This is a genomic window from Cryobacterium sp. TMT1-2-2, from assembly GCF_004403505.1.
In the GTDB taxonomy this organism is placed as follows: Bacteria; Actinomycetota; Actinomycetes; order Actinomycetales; family Microbacteriaceae; genus Cryobacterium; species Cryobacterium flavum.
In genome coordinates, this window is record NZ_SOGS01000016.1 from 370,340 (window position 1) to 394,714 (window position 24,375).

General features: G+C 64.7%; 32 protein-coding genes. 3 read left to right on the forward strand and 29 right to left on the reverse strand.

Annotated elements, in window-relative coordinates:
- Positions 1-94 precede the first annotated feature (94 nt).
- Entirely contained in the window at positions 95-796 is a 702-nt protein-coding gene (locus tag E3T35_RS11605; RefSeq protein ID WP_134379199.1) for a FadR/GntR family transcriptional regulator, read from the forward strand.
- A gap of 71 nt (positions 797-867) precedes the next feature.
- Here the strand turns inward: E3T35_RS11605 and tsaE are convergent, their stop codons facing one another.
- From tsaE to glmS, 4 genes are read right to left on the reverse strand one after another with little or no spacing between them, the layout of a single operon-like run.
- Entirely contained in the window at positions 868-1,392 is a 525-nt protein-coding gene (tsaE, locus tag E3T35_RS11610) for a tRNA (adenosine(37)-N6)-threonylcarbamoyltransferase complex ATPase subunit type 1 TsaE (RefSeq protein WP_198421023.1), read from the reverse strand.
- Positions 1,385-2,455 carry an alanine racemase gene (alr, locus tag E3T35_RS11615; protein WP_134379287.1) on the reverse strand — a complete coding sequence of 357 codons (1,071 nt, stop codon included), beginning with the start codon at positions 2,453-2,455 and terminating at the stop codon, positions 1,385-1,387. The genes tsaE and alr overlap by 8 nt, the downstream gene beginning before the upstream one ends.
- A gap of 47 nt (positions 2,456-2,502) precedes the next feature.
- Positions 2,503-2,859, reverse strand: a complete 357-nt coding sequence (locus E3T35_RS11620; RefSeq protein ID WP_134345328.1) for a holo-ACP synthase — start codon at positions 2,857-2,859, stop codon at positions 2,503-2,505.
- 20 nt (positions 2,860-2,879) lie between these two features.
- Positions 2,880-4,730, reverse strand: coding sequence for a glutamine--fructose-6-phosphate transaminase (isomerizing) (glmS, locus tag E3T35_RS11625; RefSeq protein WP_134379201.1), 1,851 nt, complete (start codon positions 4,728-4,730; stop codon positions 2,880-2,882).
- A 34-nt stretch (positions 4,731-4,764) separates the two neighbouring features.
- On the opposite strand from glmS, the gene coaA reads away from it, so the two are divergent.
- The gene (coaA, locus tag E3T35_RS11630; protein ID WP_092339409.1) at positions 4,765-5,721 is read left to right on the forward strand and encodes a type I pantothenate kinase; all 957 of its coding nucleotides are present in this window, start codon (positions 4,765-4,767) and stop codon (positions 5,719-5,721) included.
- 45 nt (positions 5,722-5,766) lie between these two features.
- On the opposite strand, the gene glmM is transcribed toward coaA, so the two are convergent.
- From glmM to truA, 4 genes are all read right to left on the reverse strand, one after another.
- Positions 5,767-7,128 (reverse strand): phosphoglucosamine mutase, encoded by a 1,362-nt coding sequence (gene glmM / locus E3T35_RS11635; protein ID WP_134379203.1) that lies wholly within the window; start codon positions 7,126-7,128, stop codon positions 5,767-5,769.
- A gap of 19 nt (positions 7,129-7,147) precedes the next feature.
- Complete coding sequence (rpsI, locus tag E3T35_RS11640; protein ID WP_092107287.1) at positions 7,148-7,633, reverse strand: 30S ribosomal protein S9; 486 nt, start codon at positions 7,631-7,633, stop codon at positions 7,148-7,150.
- A 66-nt stretch (positions 7,634-7,699) separates the two neighbouring features.
- Positions 7,700-8,146, reverse strand: coding sequence for a 50S ribosomal protein L13 (rplM, locus tag E3T35_RS11645; protein ID WP_092107284.1), 447 nt, complete (start codon positions 8,144-8,146; stop codon positions 7,700-7,702).
- A gap of 136 nt (positions 8,147-8,282) precedes the next feature.
- Positions 8,283-9,221, reverse strand: coding sequence for a tRNA pseudouridine(38-40) synthase TruA (gene truA, locus E3T35_RS11650; RefSeq protein ID WP_241988823.1), 939 nt, complete (start codon positions 9,219-9,221; stop codon positions 8,283-8,285).
- A 92-nt stretch (positions 9,222-9,313) separates the two neighbouring features.
- On the opposite strand from truA, the gene E3T35_RS11655 reads away from it, so the two are divergent.
- Positions 9,314-11,269, forward strand: coding sequence for an acyltransferase family protein (locus E3T35_RS11655; RefSeq protein WP_166789929.1), 1,956 nt, complete (start codon positions 9,314-9,316; stop codon positions 11,267-11,269).
- Between the two features lie 4 nt (positions 11,270-11,273).
- Here E3T35_RS11655 and E3T35_RS11660 read toward each other — a convergent pair whose 3' ends face one another.
- From E3T35_RS11660 to rplN, 21 genes are all read right to left on the reverse strand, one after another.
- Positions 11,274-12,317, reverse strand: coding sequence for a GNAT family N-acetyltransferase (locus E3T35_RS11660; protein WP_134379209.1), 1,044 nt, complete (start codon positions 12,315-12,317; stop codon positions 11,274-11,276).
- A 38-nt stretch (positions 12,318-12,355) separates the two neighbouring features.
- Positions 12,356-13,399, reverse strand: a complete 1,044-nt coding sequence (locus E3T35_RS11665; RefSeq protein ID WP_134379211.1) for a GNAT family N-acetyltransferase — start codon at positions 13,397-13,399, stop codon at positions 12,356-12,358.
- A gap of 92 nt (positions 13,400-13,491) precedes the next feature.
- Positions 13,492-14,031, reverse strand: coding sequence for a 50S ribosomal protein L17 (gene rplQ / locus E3T35_RS11670; RefSeq protein ID WP_134379213.1), 540 nt, complete (start codon positions 14,029-14,031; stop codon positions 13,492-13,494).
- A 50-nt stretch (positions 14,032-14,081) separates the two neighbouring features.
- On the reverse strand, positions 14,082-15,071 hold the full coding sequence (locus E3T35_RS11675) for a DNA-directed RNA polymerase subunit alpha (RefSeq protein WP_092339419.1): 990 nt from the start codon (positions 15,069-15,071) through the stop codon (positions 14,082-14,084).
- 132 nt (positions 15,072-15,203) lie between these two features.
- Positions 15,204-15,602, reverse strand: a complete 399-nt coding sequence (gene rpsK, locus E3T35_RS11680) for a 30S ribosomal protein S11 (protein ID WP_035834641.1) — start codon at positions 15,600-15,602, stop codon at positions 15,204-15,206.
- A gap of 46 nt (positions 15,603-15,648) precedes the next feature.
- Positions 15,649-16,023 (reverse strand): 30S ribosomal protein S13, encoded by a 375-nt coding sequence (rpsM, locus tag E3T35_RS11685; RefSeq protein ID WP_092107268.1) that lies wholly within the window; start codon positions 16,021-16,023, stop codon positions 15,649-15,651.
- Between the two features lie 131 nt (positions 16,024-16,154).
- The gene (rpmJ, locus tag E3T35_RS11690) at positions 16,155-16,268 is read right to left on the reverse strand and encodes a 50S ribosomal protein L36 (RefSeq protein WP_035834639.1); all 114 of its coding nucleotides are present in this window, start codon (positions 16,266-16,268) and stop codon (positions 16,155-16,157) included.
- 67 nt (positions 16,269-16,335) lie between these two features.
- Positions 16,336-16,557, reverse strand: a complete 222-nt coding sequence (gene infA / locus E3T35_RS11695; RefSeq protein ID WP_035834638.1) for a translation initiation factor IF-1 — start codon at positions 16,555-16,557, stop codon at positions 16,336-16,338.
- Between the two features lie 219 nt (positions 16,558-16,776).
- Complete coding sequence (locus E3T35_RS11700) at positions 16,777-17,001, reverse strand: hypothetical protein (RefSeq protein ID WP_134379215.1); 225 nt, start codon at positions 16,999-17,001, stop codon at positions 16,777-16,779.
- A gap of 56 nt (positions 17,002-17,057) precedes the next feature.
- Positions 17,058-17,840, reverse strand: coding sequence for a type I methionyl aminopeptidase (map, locus tag E3T35_RS11705; RefSeq protein WP_134345393.1), 783 nt, complete (start codon positions 17,838-17,840; stop codon positions 17,058-17,060).
- 146 nt (positions 17,841-17,986) lie between these two features.
- Entirely contained in the window at positions 17,987-18,583 is a 597-nt protein-coding gene (locus tag E3T35_RS11710) for an adenylate kinase (protein ID WP_134345337.1), read from the reverse strand.
- Positions 18,580-19,902, reverse strand: a complete 1,323-nt coding sequence (gene secY, locus E3T35_RS11715) for a preprotein translocase subunit SecY (RefSeq protein WP_092339425.1) — start codon at positions 19,900-19,902, stop codon at positions 18,580-18,582. Before secY ends, E3T35_RS11710 begins: the two co-directional genes overlap by 4 nt.
- Positions 19,903-20,046: 144 nt before the next feature.
- Positions 20,047-20,625 carry a 50S ribosomal protein L15 gene (gene rplO / locus E3T35_RS11720; protein WP_134379217.1) on the reverse strand — a complete coding sequence of 193 codons (579 nt, stop codon included), beginning with the start codon at positions 20,623-20,625 and terminating at the stop codon, positions 20,047-20,049.
- The gene (rpmD, locus tag E3T35_RS11725; RefSeq protein WP_066597599.1) at positions 20,625-20,807 is read right to left on the reverse strand and encodes a 50S ribosomal protein L30; all 183 of its coding nucleotides are present in this window, start codon (positions 20,805-20,807) and stop codon (positions 20,625-20,627) included. Before rpmD ends, rplO begins: the two co-directional genes overlap by 1 nt.
- Positions 20,807-21,514, reverse strand: a complete 708-nt coding sequence (rpsE, locus tag E3T35_RS11730) for a ribosomal protein S5 (RefSeq protein ID WP_369827303.1) — start codon at positions 21,512-21,514, stop codon at positions 20,807-20,809. The genes rpmD and rpsE overlap by 1 nt, the downstream gene beginning before the upstream one ends.
- Positions 21,511-21,882, reverse strand: a complete 372-nt coding sequence (gene rplR / locus E3T35_RS11735) for a 50S ribosomal protein L18 (protein WP_092107252.1) — start codon at positions 21,880-21,882, stop codon at positions 21,511-21,513. The genes rpsE and rplR overlap by 4 nt, the downstream gene beginning before the upstream one ends.
- Positions 21,883-21,884: 2 nt before the next feature.
- On the reverse strand, positions 21,885-22,421 hold the full coding sequence (gene rplF, locus E3T35_RS11740) for a 50S ribosomal protein L6 (protein ID WP_092339429.1): 537 nt from the start codon (positions 22,419-22,421) through the stop codon (positions 21,885-21,887).
- Positions 22,422-22,427: 6 nt separating this feature from the next.
- Positions 22,428-22,826 (reverse strand): 30S ribosomal protein S8, encoded by a 399-nt coding sequence (rpsH, locus tag E3T35_RS11745; RefSeq protein WP_092107248.1) that lies wholly within the window; start codon positions 22,824-22,826, stop codon positions 22,428-22,430.
- A 208-nt stretch (positions 22,827-23,034) separates the two neighbouring features.
- Positions 23,035-23,640: a 50S ribosomal protein L5 gene (rplE, locus tag E3T35_RS11750; RefSeq protein WP_134345340.1), complete on the reverse strand. Its 606-nt coding sequence runs from the start codon at positions 23,638-23,640 to the stop codon at positions 23,035-23,037.
- On the reverse strand, positions 23,640-23,999 hold the full coding sequence (gene rplX, locus E3T35_RS11755) for a 50S ribosomal protein L24 (protein WP_134345341.1): 360 nt from the start codon (positions 23,997-23,999) through the stop codon (positions 23,640-23,642). Before rplX ends, rplE begins: the two co-directional genes overlap by 1 nt.
- 2 nt (positions 24,000-24,001) lie before the next feature.
- Positions 24,002-24,370, reverse strand: coding sequence for a 50S ribosomal protein L14 (gene rplN / locus E3T35_RS11760; protein ID WP_035834620.1), 369 nt, complete (start codon positions 24,368-24,370; stop codon positions 24,002-24,004).
- Positions 24,371-24,375: the final 5 nt, after the last annotated feature.

The following is a 24,375-nucleotide window of genomic DNA, read 5'->3' on the forward strand; positions in this document are numbered from 1 at the left end:
TGGGCTATTGGCTCACTGGACTAGCCTCCTAGACAGTAGGCGACTTTGTCAAGAGCCGTGTAGCCTTGGGTCGAATACTGATGGGGAGGCAGACATGACGAGGGACGCAATAACCCAGCCGCTCATGCGCGTCACGAAACCACGCCTGTACGAACAGCTCGTGGCCCAGCTTCTCGCCTACATCGAGTCCGCCCACCTCGGCCCCGGCGACCTGTTACCCGCCGAGCGCGACCTCGCCGAACGCCTCGGCGTTTCCCGCGCCACGCTCGCCCAGGCCCTCGTGGCTCTCGAAGTGCTCGGCGTCATCGATGTTCAACACGGCACCGGCGCCGTTCTCGTCTACCGGCCGAGCATCGCAGCGGTGATCAGTGGGCTGCGGGAGCACCGCAACCGGCTGCCCGAGATTGTCGAAGCACGCACCACCCTCGAGGTCAAACTCGCCGAGCTCGCCGCGGAACGCCGAACGGATGCCGACCTGCTCGCGATCGAGGATGCGCTCCGGACGATGGCAGACGAAATCGCCGTCGGCGACCGCGGGGCGCACGGCGACGAGCTCTTCCACCAAGCCGTCACTGCGGCTGCTCACTCCCCGGTGCTCGCCCAACTCATGACGTTCATCGCAGAGATGATACTCGAGACCCGGCTCGAATCCCTCGCTCAGCCGGGCCGGCCGGAGCAGTCCCTCGCCTCACACCGCACCATCACCGAGGCGATCCGGGCGCAGGACGCCACAGCGGCGACCGCGGCGATGCTCTCGCACATCGAGCTCGTCTCCGACGTAGCCCTGCTCAAGTAGGGGAGAACGGGCGTCCCGCCGCAGCCCGATCAGAGCGAGAGTAATCGAATAGTGGGCGCCACGGCCCAAGGTCACGGCATCGAGTCGGCCAGACGCGTCCAGCGCTGGCCGTGACCCGTGAGGGTCAGGGTGCGCGGTTCGTCGAGGTCGTGATCAAGGTCGAGAACGGATGCCGCCGCATCCGTTTCACGCGCTGCCTCCGCGCGCCCCTGCGGTCGCTCGATCTCGATGTCCAGCCAGGATTCGGTGATGCCGTCGAGCAGGCCGCGGCCCCACTCGACCACCACGACGGAGCGGGCGAAATCAATGTCGAGGTCGTCGAGTTCCATGGCACTGCCGAGGCGGTAGGCGTCGACGTGCACGAACGGCGGCCCGCCGACCAGGCTTGGATGCGTGCGGGCCAGCACGAAGGTGGGGCTGGTGACGGCTCCGCGCACCTGCAGCCCCTCGCCCAGGCCGCGGGTGAGGGTGGTTTTACCCGCCCCGAGTGGTCCGGTGAGCACGACGAGGTCCCCGGCCCGCAGGATGCCGGCGAGGATCACGCCGAAGCGATGCATCGCCGCTGCATCCGCAATCGTACGAACAAGCTCAGCCATTGAGGTGCCGCCGGATCACCCGGTGCCCGATGCGGGTGACGATCTCGTAGTTGATCGTGCCCGCTGCATCGGCCCAGTCGGTGGCGCTCGGCGCACCGGTGGCCGGGTCGCCGAACAGCACGACCTCATCGCCGACGGCGACGCCGGGGTTGTCGGCGCCGAGGTTGACCACGAACTGGTCCATCGCGACCCGACCGACCAGGGGATAGTTCTCGCCGTTGATGTGCACGAGCGCCGTTCCCGACGCCTGCCGGGGAATGCCGTCGGCGTAGCCGAGCGGCACGAGCACGAGGGTGGAATCCTGCGGCGCCCGCCAGAGGTAATCGTAGGAGACACCGGCGCCGGCGCTCACCCGGCGTACCAGGGCCACCCGGCCGCGCAGCGTCATCGCCGGAATCAGCCCGAGGTCGTCGCTGCTCGCATCCTCAAACGGCGACAGCCCGTACAGGGTGATGCCGAACCGCACCATGGTGAAACGGGCGGCCGGCAACCGCAGGGCCGCAGCCGACGACGCGAGGTGCACGAGCGTGGGGGTCAGGCCGGCGGCGCGGGCAGCCGCAACGCCGCGTTCAAAACAGTCCAGGGCTTTCTGGTCGTCCTCGGCCGAGGCGTTGGCGAGGTGGCTCATCACACCGTCGACGCGCAGCAGGCCGACCCGCTCGAGGGCGGAGGCGAGCGCGAAGACGGCGGCCCAGTCGTTTTCGTGCACGCCGTTGCGGCTCAAGCCGGTCTCGAGTTTCAGGTGAACGGATGCGGCCCTGCCGAGTTCCGCCGCTGCATCCGCTACCTGCTGCACCTGACGCACAGACGACAAGCCCAGGGTGACGTCGTCGTCGATGGCGGCGCTGAAATCAGCGTCGGGGTCGTGCAGCCAGGCCAGAATCGGTGCGTCGATGCCCGCGTCTCGCAGGGCCAGGGCCTCGTCGATGTCGGCGACGCCGAGCCAGTCCGCCCCGCCGGCCAGAGCGGCGCGCGCCACCGCAACGGCACCGTGCCCGTAGGCGTTGGCTTTGACCACCGCCATTGCGTGCGGGGTGCCGGCCACGGCGCGCAGGTGGGCCATGTTGTGGCGAATGGCGGCGAGGTCGATCACGGCCTCGCGAAAGCCGGTCACGCTTCACCCTCCGCGACGACGAAGGCGCAGGCCACGCCGGCGTCGTGGGTCATGGTGACGTGCACCCGGCTGATGCCGCGGTCGGTCAGCGCGTGCAGGGCAGCCCCGCTCAGCTTGAATTCGGGGTTGCCGTGCGGGTCGTTCACGATTTCCATCTCTTGCCAGGTGGCCCCCGCGCTGTCGCCGAGGGCCTTGATTAGGGCCTCCTTGGCGGCGAAGCGCGCCGCGAGGGAATGCACCGGCAGATTTCGTTCGTTTTCGGTGAACAACCGCGGCACGAGGCGCGGTGTGCGTTCGACCTGGCGGGTGAACCGCGCCAGGTCGACCACGTCAACCCCGATGCCCTTGATCACGCTGCTCGATTCAACGTGGCTTATTCGACCGTGACGGACTTGGCGAGGTTGCGCGGCTGGTCCACGTCGAGGCCCTTGGCGATCGCGAGCTCCATCGCGAACATCTGCAGTGGCACCACGGCCAGCAGCGGTTCGAACAGGGGGGCCGCGAGCGGAATGTGAATGACGGTGTCGGCAAACGGCAGCACGGCGGCGTCGCCGACCTCGGCGATGGCGATGATGCGGGCACCGCGGGCACGGATCTCCTGGATGTTGGAGACGACCTTCGGGTGCAGGTGGGCGGAGCCGCGCGGGCTCGGTACCACCACGAACACCGGCTGGCCGGGTTCGATCAGCGCGATCGGGCCGTGCTTGAGTTCTCCGGCGGCGAAGCCTTCGGCGTGGATGTAGGCGAGTTCCTTGAGCTTGAGCGCACCCTCGAGCGCGATCGGGAACCCGACGTGACGGCCGAGGAACAGCACAGCGCGGGTGTCGCTCATCCAGCGGGCCAGCTGACGCACCTCGTCTTCGACGCCGAGAACGGCCTGGATCTTCTCCGGAATGGCCTGCAGTTCGGCGACCTGCACGGCCTGTTCGGCCTCGGTGAGGCTGCCGCGCACGCGGGCCAGGTGCAGGGCGAACAGGTAGAGTGCGGTGATCTGGGCGACGAAGGCCTTGGTCGATGCCACTGCGACCTCGGGGCCGGCGTGCGTGTAGATGACGGCGTCGCTCTCGCGCGGGATGGTCGCACCCTGCGTGTTGCAGATGGAGATGGCCTTGGCACCCCGCTCCATTGCGTACTTGACGGCCATGAGCGTGTCCATGGTCTCGCCGGACTGGCTGATCGAGATCACCAGGGTATCGGCGCAGAGCACCGGGTCGCGGTAGCGGAACTCGTGGCTCAGTTCAACGTCCACCGGCACCTGCGCCCATTTTTCAATGGCGTACTTGGCGGTCTGGCCGGCATACGCGGCCGTGCCGCAGGCGACGATGACGATGCGACGGATGCCCGCGAGCACGTCATCGCCGAACGCGGTCAGTTCGGGAACGACGACCTGGTCGTCATCGATGCGGCCTCGCAGGGTGTTGGCGACGGCGTCCGGCTGCTCGGAAACTTCCTTGGCCATGAAGCTGGACCAGCCGCCCTTTTCGCTGGCGGAGGCATCCCAGGCGATGTCGAACTCTTCCGTCTCGACGGGGTGACCGTCGAAGTCGGTGACGGTGACGGCATCCGCTGTGATCGTGACGATCTGGTCCTGGCCGATGGCGACGGCGCGGCGGGTGTATTCGACGAACGCGGCCACGTCGGAGCCGAGAAAGTTCTCGCCCTCGCCGAGGCCGATGACGAGCGGGGAGTTACGGCGGGCACCGACGACGACGCCGGGCTGGTCCTGGTGCACGGCGAGCAGCGTGAAGGCGCCGTCGAGACGGGCGACGATGATGCGGAAGGCTTCGGCGAGGTCGCCGACGCGCTGGTATTCGCGGCCGAGCAGCACCGCGGCGACCTCGGTGTCGGTCTCACTCAGAAAGGTGTATCCCTCATTGAGTAGTTCCTCGCGCAGGGGGGCGAAGTTCTCGATGATGCCGTTGTGGATGAGGGCGAGCTTGTTGTTGTCGCCGAGGTGCGGGTGCGCGTTTTCGTCGTTGGGTCCGCCGTGGGTGGCCCAGCGGGTGTGACCGATTCCGGTCGTGCCGTCGTTGATGGGGTGAGCCTTCAGCTCATTGGTGAGGGCCGACAGCTTGCCGGCCTTCTTGGCGGTGTTGAGTACACCGAACTCATCGATGACGGCTATTCCCGCGGAGTCGTATCCACGGTATTCGAGCCGTCCAAGCCCGCCCATGAGAACGTCAACGGTTTTATTGCTTCCGACATAACCTACGATTCCACACATGGAAGTCGATTTTAGTCGGACTAAGCTTGGGGGAATGTCCGATCCGGTGCTGGCCCCTGTATTGAACGGTCACGGTACCCCTTTTGTGGAGCTCGACCGGGCCGACTGGGCGGCCCTCGCGCCGACCACTCTGCTGCCGCTGAAAGAAACCGAGATCGTGCAATTGCGCGGCATCGGCGAGCCGCTCGACATCAACGAGGTGACGGATGTCTACCTGCCGCTGAGCCGCCTGCTCAACCTCTACGCGGCCAATGCCCGCACACTGCACCGCGCGACCAGTGGATTCCTGGGCGAACGCGCCCGCCCGACCCCGTTCGTGATCGGTGTGGCCGGCTCCGTCGCGGTCGGTAAATCCACGACCGCCCGACTGCTGCGGAAGATGCTCGCCCGCTGGGACGACACCCCCCGGGTGGAATTGGTCACGACCGACGGGTTTTTGTTTCCGAACGCCGAGCTGAACCGCCGCGGGCTGATGGAACGCAAGGGTTTTCCGGAGTCCTACGACCGACGGGCCCTGCTGCGCTTTGTGAGCGCGGTCAAGAGCGGCGCCCCCGAGGTGCGCTCACCGTTCTACTCGCACCTCAGCTACGACATCGTGCCCGACGCGCAGATTGTGGTACGCCAGCCCGACATTCTCATTGTCGAGGGTCTCAACGTGCTGCAGCCGCCCGGCCCTGGGCACGGCCTCTCGGTCAGTGACCTGTTCGACTTCACCATCTACGTGGATGCCCGCACCCAGGACATTGCCCGCTGGTACGAGGAGCGTTTTCTCAAGCTGCAACGCGGCGCGTTCGCCAACCCCAACTCGTTCTTTCACCGTTACGCCGACCTCACCGAAGATGAGGCTCGCGGCAAGGCGCGCAGCATCTGGACCAGCATCAACCAGCCCAACCTGCTGCAGAATATTCGCCCCACCCGGTCGCGGGCGACCCTGGTGCTGCGCAAGGACCCCACGCACGCGGTCTCCACGGTGCTCCTGCGCAAGGTCTGACCCGTCCTGACACGGACGGGGCCTGGGCCCCGTCCCCGGGACGGGCTAGAGGGCCAGGCGCTCGCGGACCACGTCGGCGAGGGAGTGCGCCAGGCGGTCGGCGGTGTGCTGGTCGGCGGCTTCCACCATGACCCGCACCATCGGCTCGGTGCCCGAGGGGCGCAGCAGCACGCGACCGGTGTCGCCGAGTTCGGCTTCAGCGGCGAGCACAGCCTCGGCGATGACGTCGTCGGCGCCGAGACCCTTGTGGTTGACTCCGCGCACGTTGACCAGAATCTGCGGGTACACGGTCATAACGGATGCCAGTTCGGCCAAGGTTTTACCGGTGCGCGCCATTTCGGCCACGAGGTGCAGCCCGGTGAGAATGCCGTCGCCGGTGGTGGCGAACTTGGTCATGATGACGTGACCGCTCTGCTCGCCGCCGAGGGAATACCCGTGAGCGTTGAGTTCTTCGAGCACGTACCGGTCGCCGACCTTGGTCTGCACCATGGCGATGTCGTTGGCCGCCATCGCCTTGCTCAGGCCGAGGTTGCTCATCACGGTCGCGACCAGCGTGCGGTCTTTCAGCACACCGCGTTCGGCCATCGACACGGCGAGAATAGCCATGATCTGGTCGCCGTCGACGATGTTGCCATCCTTGTCCACGGCCAGGCAACGGTCGGCGTCGCCGTCGTGGGCGATGCCGACGTCGGCGCCGTGCTCAAGCACGGCCTTGGCGAGGTTGTCGAGGTGGGTGGAGCCCACACCGTCGTTGATGTTGAGGCCGTCGGGGTCGGCGCCGATCACCGTGAGGCGAGCACCAGCATCCGTGAACACCTGAGGCGACACGCCGGCGGCGGCGCCGTGCGCGCAGTCCAGTACGACGTGGATGCCGTCGAGGCGGTGCGGCAGGGTGGTAAGCAGGTGCACCACGTAGCGGTCTTCGGCGTCAGCAAAGCGACGAATGCGTCCAACGTCGCCGGCGATCGGCATCAGCGTGTCGCGACCGATGTGGCTCTCGATGCGGTCCTCGACGTCGTCGGGAAGTTTGGTTCCGCCATAGGCGAAGATCTTGATGCCGTTATCGGGGGCCGCGTTGTGTGAGGCAGAAATCATCACACCGAAGTCGGCCCCGATGTCGTTGATCAGGAAGGCCGCGGCTGGCGTGGGGATGACCCCGGCGTCGAGAACATCGACACCGCTGGAGGCCAAGCCGGCCGAGACTGCAGCGGTCAGGAATTCACCGGAGATTCGCGGGTCGCGGGCGACCACGGCGACGGGCCGGCGGCCCGCTTCAAGACGTGCTTGGGCACGACGTCCCTTGGTCAGCACTGCGGCGCTGGCCTGGGCAAGGCTCAGGGCCAGGCCAGCCGTGAGATCACGGTTGGCCAGGCCCCGAACGCCGTCCGTGCCGAACAGACGAGTCATTTCGTCGTCGGCTATCGGGTTAGCGCTTGCTGAACTGAGGTGCCTTACGGGCCTTCTTGAGTCCGGCCTTCTTACGCTCCTTGACTCGAGCGTCGCGGCTGAGGAAGCCGTTCTTCTTGAGGATGGCACGGTTGTTCTCTTCGTCGATCAGGTTCAAGCAGCGTGCGATGCCGAGGCGAAGCGCGCCGGCCTGGCCGGACGGGCCACCACCGGTGATGCGAGCGATGACATCGTACGAGCCGAGCAGGTCGAGAACCTTGAACGGGTCGTTGATGAGCTGCTGGTGCAGCTTGTTCGGGAAGTAGTCAGCGAACTCGCGACCGTTGACAACGATCGTGCCGGAGCCGGGGACGATGCGCACGCGGGCGATGGCCTGCTTGCGACGGCCGACGGCTGCGCCGGGAACGTTGAGGACGGCGCGGGGCGCCTTGGTTACGGTTTCGGCCGGAGTCTCGGTGGAGTAGCTCTCCGGAGCCTGGTCAATCTGGTCTGCGATCTTCGCCACGATGATGGGAATCCTTTTTATCCGTGTATCTAAGTATCTGAGAGTCGAGAAGTCTGGTTGCCGGCGCTACTGCGCGACCTGGCTGAGGGTGTACGGCTTGGGCTGCTGAGCGGAGTGCGGGTGCTCAGGGCCGGCGTAAACCTTCAGCTTGGTGAGCTGGGCGCGGCCGAGCGAGTTCTTCGGCAGCATGCCGCGGATCGCTTTTTCAACCGCACGGGTCGGGTGCTTCTCGAGCATCTCGGAGTAGTTGGTCGCCGTGAGGCCGCCCGGGTAACCGGAGTGGCGGTAGGCGATCTTCAGGTCGAGCTTCTTACCGGTCAGGGCAACCTTCTCGGCGTTGACGATGATAACGAAGTCGCCACCGTCCATGTGCGGGGAGAAGGTGGCCTTGTGCTTGCCGCGCAGCAGGATTGCCGCGTGGCTGGCCAGACGTCCGAGGACGATATCGGTGGCATCGATGACAACCCAGTCGTGCTGGAGTTCGCTTGCCTTGGGGGTGTAAGTGCGCGTCACTGTTGTGCTGCTTTCTTCTTTTTCGAACGGAGGTGTTCGTGAATCCCGCTCCGGGCGTGTTCTAAATGAGAACACTGTCGATGGAGGGCTCACGTTCGGGTGCCGCGCTGCAACGCACAGACACCAAGGGTCAACACTAGTCGGAGGCGACCGCGGACGCAACTTGCCCCGGAAGCGAGCGCCGGTTGCGCGTGTCAATGGCGCGCTGCGCCAGGGACGCGTCGTCGGGGTAGGCGACGTCGATCAGGGTGAGGCCGTGCGCCTGCATCACCTTGAACTCGCTGATGCGGTGCTTGTCGAAGTGCAGGTGCGCGAGAGTGCTGCCGTCGAGGCGCCCCTCCCCCACGGCCACGCAGGCGCCGACCATGGCGCGCACCATGCTGTGGCAGAAGGCATCCGCTTTGATCGTGGCGATGATCAGGCCGTCGTCGTCGCGCGACCAGCGAAAGTCCTGCACGGTTCGGATGGTCGTCGCTCCGGGGCGCGGCTTGCAGTAGGCGGCGAAGTCGTGCAGTCCCACCAGCGTCGCGGCTGCGGCGTCCATGGCCGCGAGGTCGAGTTTAAACGGATGCCACGTGGTGCGCAGCCGCTGCTGCGGGTCGCGTAGGGCGAGGGGGTCGCTGATGCGGTATTCGTAACGGCGCCACATGGCCGAGAACCGGGCATCGAAGCCGCCGGGCACGACCGTGGCGCGGCGCAGCACGATGTCGGGCTTGGTCACCAGGATGCCGCCGAGGCGGCGCAGCACGGCAGTGCCGAGGTCGACCGGCGGGCGGTTTCCGGTGCCGCGCTGGATGCGCACCAGGGAGTGCGCCTGCTCGGCGGTGAGGTCGAAGTGGGCGACCTGCCCGCGGGCGTGCACCCCGGCATCCGTTCGGCCCGCGACGATCAGGGTGGGGTGCGGGGGAAAGCTCTGCAGAATGCCGGCAAGGCCATTTTCGATGTCGGCCTGAACGGTTCGAAAGCCCGGTTGGCGGGCCCAACCGGTAAAATCAGTGCCATCGTAGGAGAGGTCAAGACGGATGCGCGTGGAGCCGAGCGCAGCGTTCACGGCGCGGGGCACAAAAAGATTCACGAGGGTAAGCCTAGGCGGCGCGCTCGGGTTATCGTTGAAACCGGCCCATGGCCCACCCCCATAATGAGTGCCAAAGAAACCCTGTGTTGCCCATGACTCGTTCCCCGCGTTTGTTCCCATTCACCGGGAGAACTCGGCCAGCGACCGCCGCACTCGGGCCGGTCAACACTCCCCTGCTGGGGCCGACGAACGCCCCGCGCAGCTCTCGCCTGGCCGGCCTCGACGGCCTGCGCGCGCTCGCCGTCATTGCCGTCGCGCTCTACCATTTCTTTCCGGCGATGCTGCCCGGCGGTTTCATCGGCGTTGACGTTTTCTTCGTGATCAGTGGTTTTCTGATCACCGGACTGTTGGTCTCCGAGCACACCCGCACCGGGCGCATCTCGCTCCACCGGTTCTGGCAACGCCGCGCCCGCCGGCTGGTGCCCCCGCTCATTCCGGTCGTGCTGATCAGCTGCACCATCGCCTTCGTGATCGGCGGCGACGTGTTGGTCGGGCTCGGCGCGCAACTCGTCGGGGCCAGCACCTTCGGCTACAACTGGGTGTCGATCGCCAATGATGCGAGCTATTTCAGCGTCAACGAACCCGAACTGCTGCGCAACCTGTGGTCGCTCGCGGTGGAAGAACAGTTCTACCTGGTCTGGCCGCTGCTCCTACTGGGCGTGCTGCTGATTAGCCGGCCGCGCGTTCGGCTGGCCATCGTCACCACACTGTTCATCGCCTCGGCCCTGTGGATGGGCGTGCTGTACCAGCCCGGAGCGGACCCGACCCGGGTGTACTACGGCTCCGACACCCACAGTTTCGGCCTGTTCGCGGGCGCCGCCCTGGCCCTACTGCTCCGTCGACCCAGCGGACAACGCAACGAAGTGCCCCGACTGCGTCCGTGGCTCGGCGGGGCTGCCATCCTGACGATCATCGCCTTCGCACTCTGGCTGCCGGAAGACGGCACCGCCACCTACCGCGGCGGCCTCGTCGCGGTCTCCGTCGCCACAGCCGTCGCCATCTGGGCGGGAGTGCGCGGCGGCCGGTTCGGGCGTCTGCTCGACGCGGCCCCGCTCCGCTACCTCGGAGAGCGCTCCTACGGCATCTACCTGTGGCACTGGCCGATCCTCGTACTGGTGCAGCTGCTCTGGCCGGCATCGTCCCGCGCGAGCAGCCTGCTGCCGATCGGCCTCGTTGCCACGGTCATCACCCTGGTCTTCGCCGCAGCGTCGTACCGCTGGCTGGAAGTGCCGATCCGGCAGGTCGGCGTGCGCGGCAGCATCCGTCAGATCGGTGCGCTGTGGACCGGACCCACCCGTTGCCGCCGCCTGATCGCTGCGACGGCCGCCCTGTCGCTGCTGCTGGTCGGCGGCACCACCGCCGCCGTCGTGGCCGCGCCGGCGCAGACCACGGCGCAACTCCGCATCGAACGGGGCCAACGGGCAATGGATGCCGCGGCCCGGGCCGCCGCGCAGGCTGCGGCCTCCGAGGCTGCCCGCCAGGCCACTGCAGCCCCGGCCCTCGTCGACGGACTAATCACCGCGATCGGCGACTCCGTCATGCTGGCGTCGGCTCCGGAATTGCAGGCAACCTTCGCGGGCATGACCGTTGACGCGTCGGTCTCCCGCGGGATGTATTCCGCAGATGACATATTGCTGGCGCTCGAGGCGGCGGGCCAGTTGCAGCCGGTCGTGGTGATCGGGCTCGGCACCAACGGGCCGATCACGACCAGCGAACTCACCGAGATTCTGCGCATTCTCGGGCCCGACCGGCAGCTCGTGCTCGTGAACGCCTACGCCGAACGGGATTGGACCGACGGTGTCAACGCCAGGCTCGCCGAGTTCGCTTCGGGCAATCGCCGGGTCGAACTCGCGAACTGGCACGACGTGATCGCGGGGCGACTCGACCTGCTGGCCGGCGATCACGTGCACCCGGGGCCGACCGGCGGCCAGCTCTACGCCGACGAGGTGCACGCCGCGGTTCAGCGTCTGGCGGCGGTGCCGCCGCTGCCGGACACCAGCTGGTTGATGCGTGATTCCGACGCGCCAAGTTCGCCGCCCTACCGCTGACACTTCAGAACTCGAGCACGTAGGCGAGCTCCCGGTTGGTGGCGAAGAAACCCATGCCCGTATACAGGTCGAGCGCGCCGGTCGGGCTCGCCGAGTCCACGTCGAGGGTGGCCCGCTCGTGCCCGGCGGCCCGGCTGGCGGCCAGCTGCACGGCCAACAGGGCCTGCGCGATGTGGCGGCCGCGCCATCCGCTCAGCACGCCGACCAGTCCGATGTAGCTGCTGCGGTAGCCGGCCGCTGCCCAGTCGTCTTCGTTCACGCTCGACATGACAAAGCCGACGATGTGTTCACTGCCGTCGGGCTCGGTCGCGAACGCGACGAACGAAAGGTCGTTGGTGAACGACGGCCCGGTGACGTACGCGTTCCAGCTCTCGTCGGGAATGGGCTGGCTGGACCAGTGATCCATGAAGGCGGTATCACGCGCGGCGTGCACGGCCGCCGACAGCTCGGGCGTATACCCGGCCACGCGGATGCCCGCGCCCACCGTGACCTCGCGGATCGGGTCGGCGAGCACGCGGTCGAGGGTGAGAAAGTAGCGCGTGCAGGCCAGACCGAACCGTGCGTACAGGCGCCCGTTCTGGGGTGCACGCTCGTCAGAGAACGTGGAGATCCAGCCTGGGAGCATCTTGCCAGAGGTGGCCAGTTGCTGGTGGGCGCGGGCGACCTGCCAGCCCAGCAGCTCACGGCCGATGCCCCGGCCGCGCAGCGCGGGCAGTACCCCGCCGCTCAGGTTGGCTTTCACCAGGGTGTCCTGCCCGGGCTGGAGCACGACCAGGCCGTCGGCGACGACGTGACCGTCGGCGTCGAGAGCGACGAGGGTGTCGGTCGCCGGTTCGACGAACGAGAAGTCGAAGATCTCGGCGATCTGATCCCGCTCCAGCACATAGTTGGGGTGGTCGGCCCGGCCGATTGCCTTCTCCAGCTCCCAGATGGCGTCGATATCGTCGGACGTCGCCGGGCGCCACAGTGCGACCTCGGCATGCTCAGGAACGGGCAGCTGCGCGGGAGCGGTCACGCGCGCAGAGAGTGGAGTCGTGTGATCGGTCATGCTTCACCCTATCCGCGCCGTCCCGAACGGGGCCAGGTCTAGAACTCGAGCGTGTACGCCATCTTCTTGTGAGTGGGCACGAAACCCATGCCGGTATACAGGCCGAGGGCGCCGGTGGGGCTGGCAGAGTCCACCGCGAGGGTCACCCGCTCGTGGCCGAGGGCCTGCCCGGCAGCCAGCTGGGCGGCCAGGAGGGATTGCGCGATGTGGCGGCCGCGCCATCCGCTCAAGACGCCGACCAGGTCGATATAGCTGCCGGTGAACCCCTGCATGGCCCAGATATTCTCATTCGCTGTCGAGAGCACGAAGCCGACGACCTGCTCGGTGCCGGCCGCGTCGGTGCCGTAAGCCACGAATGACAGGTCGGGGCGAAACCATTTTCCGCCCACGAAGGCATTCCAGTTTTCGTCACTCATCGGCTGGCTGCCCCAGTGGTCCATGAAGGAGTCATCTCGGGTGCGGTGCACCTCGGCCGAGACCGCCGCGGTATACGCGGCGACACGGATGCCGGCGGCCGGGTCGATCACGCGCACCGGCGCATCCAATGGGCGTTCGAGGGTGAGAAAATAGCGCGCGAGGCTGAGGCCGGCGTGCTCGAACAGGGCGGCGTTCTGCGGGGAACGTTCGTCGGCGTAGCTGAGGATCCAGCCGGGCAGCGTCGTGGTCGAGCTCGCTAGCTGCTGTTTCGCCCGGCCGAGCTGCCACTCCAGCAGCTGGCGGCCGATGCCCCGGCCGCGCAGTCGGGGGTGTACGCCGCCAATCGGCATCGAGCGCACGAGGCTGACCTGGCGGGGCGGGAACATGACCATGCCGACCGCGAGGATGCTGCCGGCGGCGTCGATGCCCACGAGCGAATCGAGCTCCGCATGAAAGTGGGAGTAGCCGAAGTCGGCGGCGATCGCACCGCGAGCCGTGAGGTAGTTGGGGTGGTCGACTTCGCCCATGGCCCGGCGCAGCTGCCAGATGCCGTCGATGTCGGCGGTGGTGGCGGGCCGCCACGCCGCGACATCCGGGTGCTCCGGAAGAACCGGAGCCGGGGCGACCCCCACGCGTTCCGCCAACGAAGTCTCGTGTAGATCCATCCCCCAACCCTATCTTTCGTCGAGAGCGCAAAAAGTGCCCGATTGAGCGATCCAATCGGGCACTTTTTGCGCTCTCGCGAGCGGGGGTGATGCTACTTCTTGTCGGCCTCTGCTGCAGCGTCTTCGACGACGACATCGTCAGCTACTACGTCCTCGACTACTACGTCCTCGACTACTACGTCCTCGACTACTACGTCCTCGGCTACGACGTCCTCGGACCCAATGGGGGTCGCGGCAACGGTCGCAGTCTTGGAGCGCTTGACCTTGGGGGTCAGGGGCTCGAGAACGAGCTCCATCTGCACCATGGACGCGTTGTCACCCTTGCGGAAACCGAGCTTCGTGATGCGGGTGTAACCGCCCTGACGCTCGTTGACCTGCGGGGCGATGACCGTGAACAGCTCGTGCACGACGGACTTGTCGGTGATCGTCGCGAGGACGCGACGACGGGCGTGCAGGTCGCCGCGCTTGGCGAACTGCACCATGCGCTCGGCGAGCGGACGCAGGCGCTTGGCACGGGTCTCGGTCGTCTTGATCGACTTGTGGGTGAACAGGGCCGCGGCCAGGTTCGCAAGCATGAGGCGCTCGTGCGCCGGGCCGCCACCGAGACGGGGGCCCTTTGTGGGCTTAGGCATTGGTATTCTCCAGTATCAAAAAATCGAAAGGCAGCGTTGAAGCGCGAGCCTTAGTTGGTCTCTTCTTCGTAGCCGCTGTAGAAGTGCGCGCCGTCGAATCCGGGAACCGAATCCTTCAGGGACAGGCCGAGCTCAACGAGCTTGTCCTTCACTTCGTCAACCGACTTCTGCCCGAAGTTGCGGATGTTCATCAGCTGGGTCTCCGACAGGGCGACCAGTTCGCTGACGTTGTTGATGCCTTCGCGCTTGAGGCAGTTGTACGAGCGCACTGACAGGTCGAGGTCTTCGATCGGAATCGAAAGCTCGGTCGAGAGCACGGCGTCAACCGGCGCGGGGCCGATCTCGATGCCCTCGGCGGCGGTGTTGAGCTCGCGGGCCAGACCGAACAGCTCGGTCAGGGTGCGGCCAGAGGATGCGATGGCGTCGCGAGGCGAGATAGCCGACTTGGTCTCCACGTCAACGACGAGGCGGTCGAAGTCAGTGCGCTCACCGGCACGAGTTGCCTCGACGCGGTAGGTCACCTTGAGCACGGGCGAGTAGATCGAGTCGACCGGAATCTGGCCGGCCTCGGAGAACTCGTTGCGGTTCTGGGTGCTGGAGACGTAACCACGTCCACGCTCAATGGTCAGTTCGAGTTCGAACTTCGCCTTGTCGTTGAGGGTTGCGATGACCAGTTCGGGGTTGTGCACCTCGACGCCGGCGGGAGCCGAAATGTCAGCGGCGGTGACCTGGCCGGCACCCTGCTTGCGCAGGTACGCGGTGATCGGCTCGTCGTGCTCGCTCGAGACGACAAGTCCCTTGATGTTCAGGATGATCTCAGTGACATCTTCCTTCACCCCGGGAACGGTGCTGAACTCGTGCAGCACGCCATCGATACGGATGCTGGTTACAGCAGCGCCCGGGATCGAGGAGAGCAGGGTACGGCGAAGCGAGTTGCCGAGGGTGTAGCCGAAGCCAGGTTCGAGCGGCTCAATGATGAACCGTGAACGGAACTCCGAGATGTTCTCTTCGGTGAGCGTTGGACGCTGTGCAATAAGCACTGTTGATTCCTTTCGGCTAAGTGTCCGCTATATGACACTTGCAATGACGAGAGAGTGAAAAGTTGAAAGAAAAGAGTCCCGACGGGCTCGGCAGCAACGAAGTGCCGAGCCCGTCGAGATACAGCGAGTGCTTTAGACGCGGCGGCGCTTCGGCGGACGGCATCCGTTGTGAGCCTGGGGCGTCACGTCGTTGATCGAACCGACCTCGAGGCCAGCGGCCTGCAGTGAACGGATCGCGGTCTCGCGGCCTGAGCCGGGTCCCTTGACGAACACGTCAACCTTCTTCATGCCGTGTTCCTGCGCCTGGCGGGCGGCCGACTCGGCGGCCAGCTGTGCGGCGAAGGGGGTCGACTTGCGCGAACCCTTGAAACCAACCTGGCCCGACGAGGCCCAGCTGATGACGGCACCGGTCGTGTCGGTGATCGACACGATCGTGTTGTTGAAGGTGCTCTTGATGTGGGCCTGGCCCACAGCAATGTTCTTCTTTTCTTTCTTACGCGGCTTCCGTACGGCCGACTTGGGTTGTGCCATGAATTTCTCCTGAATCCTAAAGGCGTTAGCGGGCTAGGCCGAGGGCCTAGCGCGCCTTCTTCTTGCCGGCTACGGTGCGCTTCGGGCCCTTGCGGGTGCGAGCGTTGGTCTTGGTGCGCTGTCCGCGAACGGGCAGGCCCTTGCGGTGGCGAATGCCCTCGTAGCTGCCAATTTCAACCTTGCGGCGGATGTCAGCGGCAACCTCACGGCGGAGGTCACCCTCAACCTTGAAGGAACCCTCGACGTAGTCACGGAGAAGGACGAGCTGGTCGTCGCTCAAATCCTTGACGCGGATGTTTCCGTCGATTCCAGTGTCGGCGAGGGTCTTGAGGGCCCTCGTGCGGCCAACACCGTAAATGTAAGTCAATGCAACTTCCACGCGCTTATCGCGCGGGATGTCGACGCCGGCTAGACGTGCCATTGTGTCTCCTGTTAGTGATGGAGGTCTGTAACAGCTCCTGTACACCGGCCTCCAACCGATGGTGTCACCCTCACGGGCTCCCGGAACTGCTAGTAAATATTCAGTTATTCAGGTAAATCTCGAAGGGAGACTTAACCCTGGCGCTGCTTGTGACGCGGGTTCTCGCAGATGACCATCACGTTGCCGTTACGGCGGATGACCTTGCACTTGTCACAGATCTTTTTGACGCTGGGCTTGACCTTCATGGTGATTCCTTGTTTTTCGCTGTCTTCGTACCCGCGGGATGCCGAGGGCCGTTACTTACAGCAGTCGTTACTTGTAGCGGTAGACGATCCGGCCGCGGGTCAGGTCGTACGGGCTGAGTTCTACGATCACGCGGTCCTCCGGGAGGATGCGGATGTAGTGCTGGCGCATCTTGCCCGAGATGTGGGCAAGAACTCGGTGGCCGTTTGACAGCTCAACGCGAAACATCGCGTTGGGCAGAGCTTCGACTACTGCGCCCTCGATTTCGATGACACCGTCTTTTTTGGCCATACCCTCACTGTCGCTCTGTATTGATTGCTGGTCATGCGGGATTGATGCCTGACACGCCACAAAAGACGACACCAGACACCAAGGATCAATCTTATGGTATGAGATTGCCTTTTGGCAATTCAGTCCTATAATCTCCCGCGCACCAGCGTCCCCGACTCGGCGGAAGCAGGTATGGCCGCAGGAGTCAGGGGGGCCGGTGGGCGCGGCTCGGGTTCTGGTTCAGCGGCTCACCCGCTGGGCTGCGGCGATGTCCCGGGTGACCGCGTCAAACAGCGGATGCCCCGGCGCCAGCCCGCAGACCACCTCCGCAATCCGCGGCGCGGCTTCCCCGGCCAGCAGGCGCTGAAACTCGGCGCTCTGCGAATCGCCGGGTAGGTCGAAGCGGAAAGCCGCGCGAATCGCCTCCAGCAGGGATACCGCGCTCCCGCCGGAACTGGCGAGCACCCTCGCCGACCGAGCCGACGTGCACCTGATGGACCAGTAGCTACGCGATCAGCCAGCTACGGAATTGGGACGGGAACGATTCCGAACTGGGCGAGGCCGGAAGCTCCGCCGTCCTCGGCGGTGAGCACCCAGATGCCGTCCTTGTGCACGGCGACGCTGTGCTCCCAGTGCGCTGCGGCCTTGCCGTCGCTCGTGGCGACGGTCCAGTCGTCGTCGCGGGTGTAGGTGTCGATCGAGCCGAGCACGACCATCGGCTCGATGGCCACCACGAGGCCCGGCTTCACATCCGGGCCCTTCTGGCGCACGCGGTAGTTGAACACCGGCGGGGCTTCGTGCATGGAGCGGCCGATGCCGTGGCCGACATAGTCGGTGAGGATGCCGTAGGTGCCCTGCGACTCGATGTAGTCCTCGATGGCGTCGCCGACCTCGTTCAGGTGGCGCGCGGTGTGCAGGCGGGCGATACCGTGCCAGAGGGACTGCTCGGTCACGTCGGACAGCTTTTGGCGCTCCGCCACGATCTCGGGCCTCGAGGCGTCGGGCAGCACGAAGCTGAACGCGGCGTCCCCATTCCAGCCTTCGATGATCGCTCCGCTGTCGATCGAGACGATATCGCCGGCGCCGAGGCGACGTGCAGACGGGATCCCGTGCACGACGTCGTCGTTCACCGAGGCGCACACAGTGTGGTGGTAGCCCTGTTCGAGTTTGAAGTTCGGCTTACCGCCGAGCAGGGCGATGGCGGCCTCAGCAGCGGCATCAAGCTCGAGGGTGGTCGCGCCGATGACCATGGCCGCGCGGGCAGCTTTGAGCGATGCCGCGGTGGCCAGCCCCGGTGCCACCATGAGGCGCAGCTGGGCTGGGTTCTTGTAGATGGAACGACGAAGACTCACTGATTTCCTACAAACTAGCTCCGAGAACGGGAGCGATTATTCAATTGGTGCTGCACATGATGATGGGCCGGGCCTTTCGGCCCAGCCCCAAACTGTTGCTAGAGAGTGCTGCTGCCCTGGAGCAGGCCGCGTTCGGCCAGCGCAGCGAGAATGCGGTCGGTGACCACTTCAACGGCACCGAGGCCGTCGATGGTGACGACGAGGCCGCGGGCGCTGTACACATCGATGAGCGGAGCGGTCTGCTCAGCGTAGACGTCAAGACGGTGACGGATGACCTCGGCAGTGTCGTCCGCGCGGCCCTGCTCGGCTGCGCGCTTCAGCAGTCGGGCGACAACCTCGTCGGTGTCGGCGGTGATCAGAACGACCACGTCGAGCTGGGTGCCGCCGGCAACGAGCAGGCGGTCGAGTTCAACGACCTGATCGGTTGTGCGCGGGTAGCCGTCCAGCAGAAAACCGTTGGTGGCATCCGCTTCTTTCAGACGGTCAGCGACGATCGCGTTGGTGAGGGTGTCCGGCACGTAGGCGCCGGCATCCATGAACGACTTGACCTCGAGCCCCAGCGGGGTGTTGTTGGTCACGTTGTAGCGAAAGATGTCACCGGTGGAAATAGCGGGAACGTCGAAGGCGAGCGCCAGACGCTCCGCCTGGGTGCCTTTGCCCGCGCCGGGCGGGCCGATCAGTAATAAGCGCGTCATTTAAGAAGCCCCTCATAGTGTCGCTGTTGCAGTTGCGAGTCGATCTGCTTGACCGTCTCGAGCCCCACGCCGACGACGATGAGAATGCTCGCGCCGCCGAACGGAAAGTTCTGGTCGGCGCCGATAACCGAGAACGCGATCAACGGGATGAGCGCGATCAGGCCCAGATAGATCGAGCCGGGGAGCGTGATGCGGGTCAGCACGAAGTCGAGGTACTCGGCGGTCGGGCGGCCGGCGCGAATGCCGGGAATGAACCCGCCGTACTTCTTCATGTTGTCGGCGACTTCTTCGGGGTTGAACGTGATGGCCACGTAGAAGTAGGTGAAGCCAATGATGAGCAGGAAGTACATGGCCATATACAGCGGCTGGTCGCCGCCGGTGAGGTTCTGCGAGATCCAGACTACCCAGGCCGGCGCTTCGGTTCCGGCGGCCGGCTGGTTGAACTGCGCGAGCAGGGCTGGCAGGTACAGCAGCGAGGAGGCAAAGATCACGGGGATCACGCCGGCCATGTTGACCTTGATCGGAATGTAGGTGTTGTTTCCGCCGTAGGTGCGTCGGCCGACCATGCGCTTGGCGTACTGCACCGGTATTCGCCGCTGCGATTGCTCGACGAAGACCACGCCGGCGACCACCAATATTCCGACGATCAGAACGATGATGAGGGTGTCGGGACCCTGCTGCTGGCCGATCGAGGCAAGCGAGCCGGGGAACAGGGCGGCAATCGAGATGAAGATCATAAGCGACATGCCGTTGCCGACGCCGCGTTCGGTGACGAGCTCACCCATCCACATGATGACGCCGGTGCCGGCGGTCATCGTGATGACCATGAGCATGATGGCATACCAGGCGTCGTTGGTGATCAGCTGCGTGCACTCGGTGCTGGCGGATGTCCCGAACAGGGCGCCGCTTCGAGCCACCGTGATCAGCGTGGTCGACTGCAGAATACCCAGGGCGATGGTGAGGTAACGCGTGTACTGGGTCAGAGTGCTCTGGCCCGATGCACCCTCTTTATAGAGAGTGTCGAAGTGGGGGATGACCACGCGCAGCAACTGCACGATGATCGAGGCCGTGATGTACGGCATGATGCCGAGCGCAAAGACGCTCAACTGCAGCAGGGCACCACCACTGAACAGGTTGACGAGCTCGTAGAGGCCGCTCGTGCCCTGGTTGGCTGCGAGACACAGCTGCACATTGCCGAAGTCCACGAACGGGGCCGGTACGAACGAGCCCAGACGGAACAGAGCAATGATGCCCAGGGTGAAGCCGATCTTCTTACGAAGGTCGGGTGTGCGGAAGATCCGCGCAATGGCGCTAAACAAAAAGGCCTCCAGATTTTTACGCAGATCGACAGTGCATGTCGATGTAAAGCGGCAGATCGACTTAAAACGATCGAGCTTGTCGAATCACACCAAACGATTTACTCGATTGACGGATTCGACAAGCTCGATTGAGCGTCTACGGACTTACTTTACAGATCCACCCGCGGCGACAATTTTCTGCTCAGCTGAAGCAGAGACCTTGTCGACCGTCACGTTCAGCTTAACGGTAATTTCACCGGTTCCAAGAACCTTGACTTTTTCGTTGTCACGAACGGCACCCTTGGCGATCAGGCTGGCAATGGTGACATCGCCGCCGTCCGGATAGAGCAGTTCGAGCTTTTCCAGGTTGACAACCTGGTACTCGACGCGGAACGGGTTCTTAAATCCACGCAGTTTCGGGGTGCGCATGTGCAGAGGCATCTGCCCACCCTCGAAGCCGACGCGCACGCTGTAGCGTGCCTTCGTGCCCTTGGTGCCTCGACCCGCGGTTTTACCCTTGGATCCTTCACCACGGCCAACGCGCTGGCGGGCCTTCTTCGCTCCGGGCGCCGGGCGAAGGTGGTGTACCTTCAGCACGTGCTCGCGGGGCTCAGTGGGCTCTGCTGCAACGGCTGCCTTTTTGGGGGCAGCAGCCTTCTTCGGTGCTGCGGCCTTTTTGGGGGCAGCAGCCTTCTTCGTGGCAGGCTTGTCGGCTACCTTGGTAGCTTCCTTCTCGTCAGCCATTAGTCAATCTCCTCGACCTTTACGAGGTGAGCGACGGTGTTGACGTAGCCACGGTTCTGCGAGTTGTCCTCGCGGATGGTGACGGCGCCAATGCGTCGCAGACCCAGGCTGCGAAGAGTGTCGCGCTGGTTCTGCTTCTCACTAATTTTGGACTTGATCTGTGTGATCTTCAGCTGGGCCATCAGGCACCTGCCTTCGCGGTTGCGGCCGCTGCAGCTGCAGCGGCGTCGGCACGAAGAAAACGGGCCGGAGCCACGTCTTCATAGGCGAGGCCACGGCGAGCCGCAACCGCACGCGGCTCTTCGAGCTGGTGCAGTGCCTCGACCGTGGCGTGCACGATGTTGATGGTGTTCGACGAACCGAGCGACTTGCTCAGCACGTCGTGGATGCCAGCGCATTCGAGTACGGCGCGCACCGGGCCACCGGCGATAACGCCGGTACCTGCTGCTGCCGGACGAAGCAGAACGACGCCGGCTGCGGCTTCACCCTGCACGGGGTGCGGGATGGTCAGGCCAACGCGAGGAACGCGGAAGAAGTTCTTCTTCGCTTCTTCGACGCCCTTGGAGATAGCGGTCGGGACCTCGCGGGCCTTACCGTATCCAACGCCGACCAGGCCGTTACCGTCGCCGACGACGACGAGAGCGGTGAAGCTGAAGCGACGACCACCCTTGACGACCTTCGACACGCGGTTGATGGTGACGACGCGCTCCAGGAACTGGCTCTTGTCGGCATCGCGGCTTCCGCGGTCCTTGTTCGGGTTGCGCTCACGGCCACCACGACGAGCCTCGCGAGGCTCGTTCTGCGGCGGGGTCGTGGAGGCAGCGGTTTCAACCGGCGCCTCGGCAACGGCAGCAACAGGTGCTGTGGTTTCGATCTTTTCAGTGCTCACAGGTTCAATCCACCCTCTCGAGCTCCCTCAGCGATGGCTGCGACGCGTCCTGCGTACTTGCTGCCACCACGGTCAAATACAACGGCTTCGATGCCGGCGGCTTTCGCACGCTCAGCAACAAGCTCACCGACCTTGCGGGCCTTGGCGGTCTTGTCACCATCGAAGGTGCGCAAATCCGTTTCGAGCGTGGATGCCGACGCAAGGGTGAAACCCTTGCTGTCGTCGACGACCTGCACGAATACGTGGCGAGCCGAGCGCGTGACGACGAGGCGCGGGCGAAGCGCCGTTCCCTCGATCTTCTTGCGAAGACGTGTGTGACGACGTCCGCGGGCTGCGGCCTTGCTCTTGCCTCTAGTTCCGAGTCCCATGGTTACTTACCGCTCTTTCCGGCCTTGCGGCGAACAATCTCGCCGGCGTAACGCACACCCTTGCCCTTGTAGGGCTCTGGCTTGCGAATCTTACGGATGTTGGCGGCAACCTCGCCGACGGCCTGCTTGTCGATTCCGCTGACCGTGAGCTTGTTGACGCTCTCAACGGTCAAAACGATTCCGACGGGCGGCTCGACGACGACCGGGTGCGAGAAGCCGAGGGCGAACTCAACGGAGGTGCCCTTCTGCGCCGCGCGGTAACCGGTACCGACGATTTCGAGACCCTTGGTGTAACCAACGGTTACGCCGATGATCTGGTTGTTGATCAGGGTGCGGGTCAGACCGTGCAGCGAACGCGACTGGCGCTCGTCGTTCGGACGGGTGACGAGAACGTGACCGTCCTCGATCGACACCGAGATGGGGTTGGAAACGACGAGCGCGAGCTCGCCCTTCGGGCCCTTGACGGAGACGGCCTGGCCGTCAGCCACAACCGTGACCCCAGCGGGGATCGGGATGGGGAGTCTTCCAATACGTGACATTCTCAGTTACCACACGTAGGCGAGAACTTCTCCGCCTACGCCCTTCTTCTCAGCCTGGCGGTCGGTGAGCAGACCGCTGGAGGTGGACAGGATGGCAACGCCGAGGCCGCCGAGAACCGTGGGGATCTCAGTCGACTTTGCGTACACGCGGAGGCCGGGCTTGGAAACCCGCTTGATGCCTACGATGGAGCGCTCGCGGTTCGGACCGAACTTGAGGTCCAGGGTGAGGGTCTTGCCTACTGTTGCATCCTTGACGGTCCAGGCGGAGATGTAACCCTGAGCCTTGAGGATGTCAGCGATGTGCGCTTTCAATTTGCTATGCGGCATCGACACGGTGTCGTGGTACGCCGAGTTCGCGTTGCGCAGTCTGGTCAGCATGTCTGCGACCGGATCTGTCATTGTCATTTTGTGGTGCCTTTCTCGCCTGGTTTCGCCCATCCGTTACACGAATGACGACCTGTGGTGGTGAGGAACCCGATCGGTTGATCGGATTCCGGGGTGAAAATCTGTGTGCGCCCAGTGAAAAACTGTGGGCGAGGCCAACCATAGTCGGGAGCTTGCAAGCGCAAGCTCCCAACTCTAGTTGAATTTGTTCCTCTGTAGTGAGGAACTCCTACTTGACGTCGTCCGTCTTGAACGGGAAACCGAGCGCCTTGAGCAGCGCGCGACCCTCGTCGTTGGTCTTCGCGGTCGTGACGACCGTGATGTCCATGCCGCGAACGCGGTCAATGCGGTCCTGGTCGATCTCGTGGAACATGACCTGCTCGGTCAGACCGAAGGTGTAGTTGCCCGCACCGTCGAACTGCTTGTCGGACAGACCGCGGAAGTCACGGATGCGAGGAAGGGCCAGGCTGAGCAGCCGGTCCAGGAACTCCCACATGCGGTCGCCACGAAGTGTGACGTGGGCGCCGATGGGCTGTCCCTCACGCAGTTTGAACTGCGCAATGGACTTGCGGGCCTTGGTGACCTGCGGCTTCTGGCCGGTGATCTTGGTGAGGTCAGAAACCGCACCGTCCATCACCTTGCCGTCGCGTGCTGCTTCTCCGACACCCATGTTGACGACAATCTTCGTCAGGGTGGGGATGCGGTGCACGTTGGTGAAGCCGAGTTCTGCGGAGAGCTTGGCACTGATCTCATCGCGGTACTTCTGCTTCAGGCGCGGCAGGGCCTTGACGGGCGCGGCGCCCACAGTGCCTTCAACAACTGCGGTGTCAGCCATTAGAGGTCCTTCCCTGACTTCTTGGCGTAACGAATGCGGACCGTCTTGGAGACGCCGTCCTTCGTTACCTCTTCCTGGCGGAAGCCGACGCGGGTCGGCTTCTTGGTCTCCGGGTCGACGATGGCAACGTTGGACACGTGGATGGGGGCTTCGAAGGTCTCGATGCCGCCCGTCTTGGTGCCGCGCTGGGTCTGTCCGACGCGAACGTGCTTGGTCACGAAGTTGATGCCCTCAACGAGGACACGGTTCTTCTCGACGTCGACGGAGATGATCTTGCCCTGCTTGCCACGGTCTCCGCCGCGAGCCTGGCTGCGGCCGCTGATGACCTGAACGAGGTCACCCTTTTTGATTCTGGCCATGATTAAATAACCTCCGGTGCCAGCGAGATGATCTTCATGAACTTCTTGTCGCGAAGCTCGCGACCGACCGGTCCGAAGATTCGGGTGCCGCGGGGGTCACCGTCTGCCTTCAAGATCACTGCAGCGTTCTCATCGAACTTGATGTAGGAGCCGTCTGGACGACGGGTCTCCTTCTTGGTGCGAACGATGACAGCTTTGACGATGTCACCCTTCTTGACGTTGCCGCCCGGGATTGCATCCTTGACCGTGGCGACGATGACGTCGCCGAGGCCGGCGTAGCGACGGCCTGAGCCACCGAGAACGCGGATGGTCAAGAGTTCCTTGGCACCGGTGTTGTCGGCAACTTTGACTCGTGATTCTTGCTGAAGCACTTTAT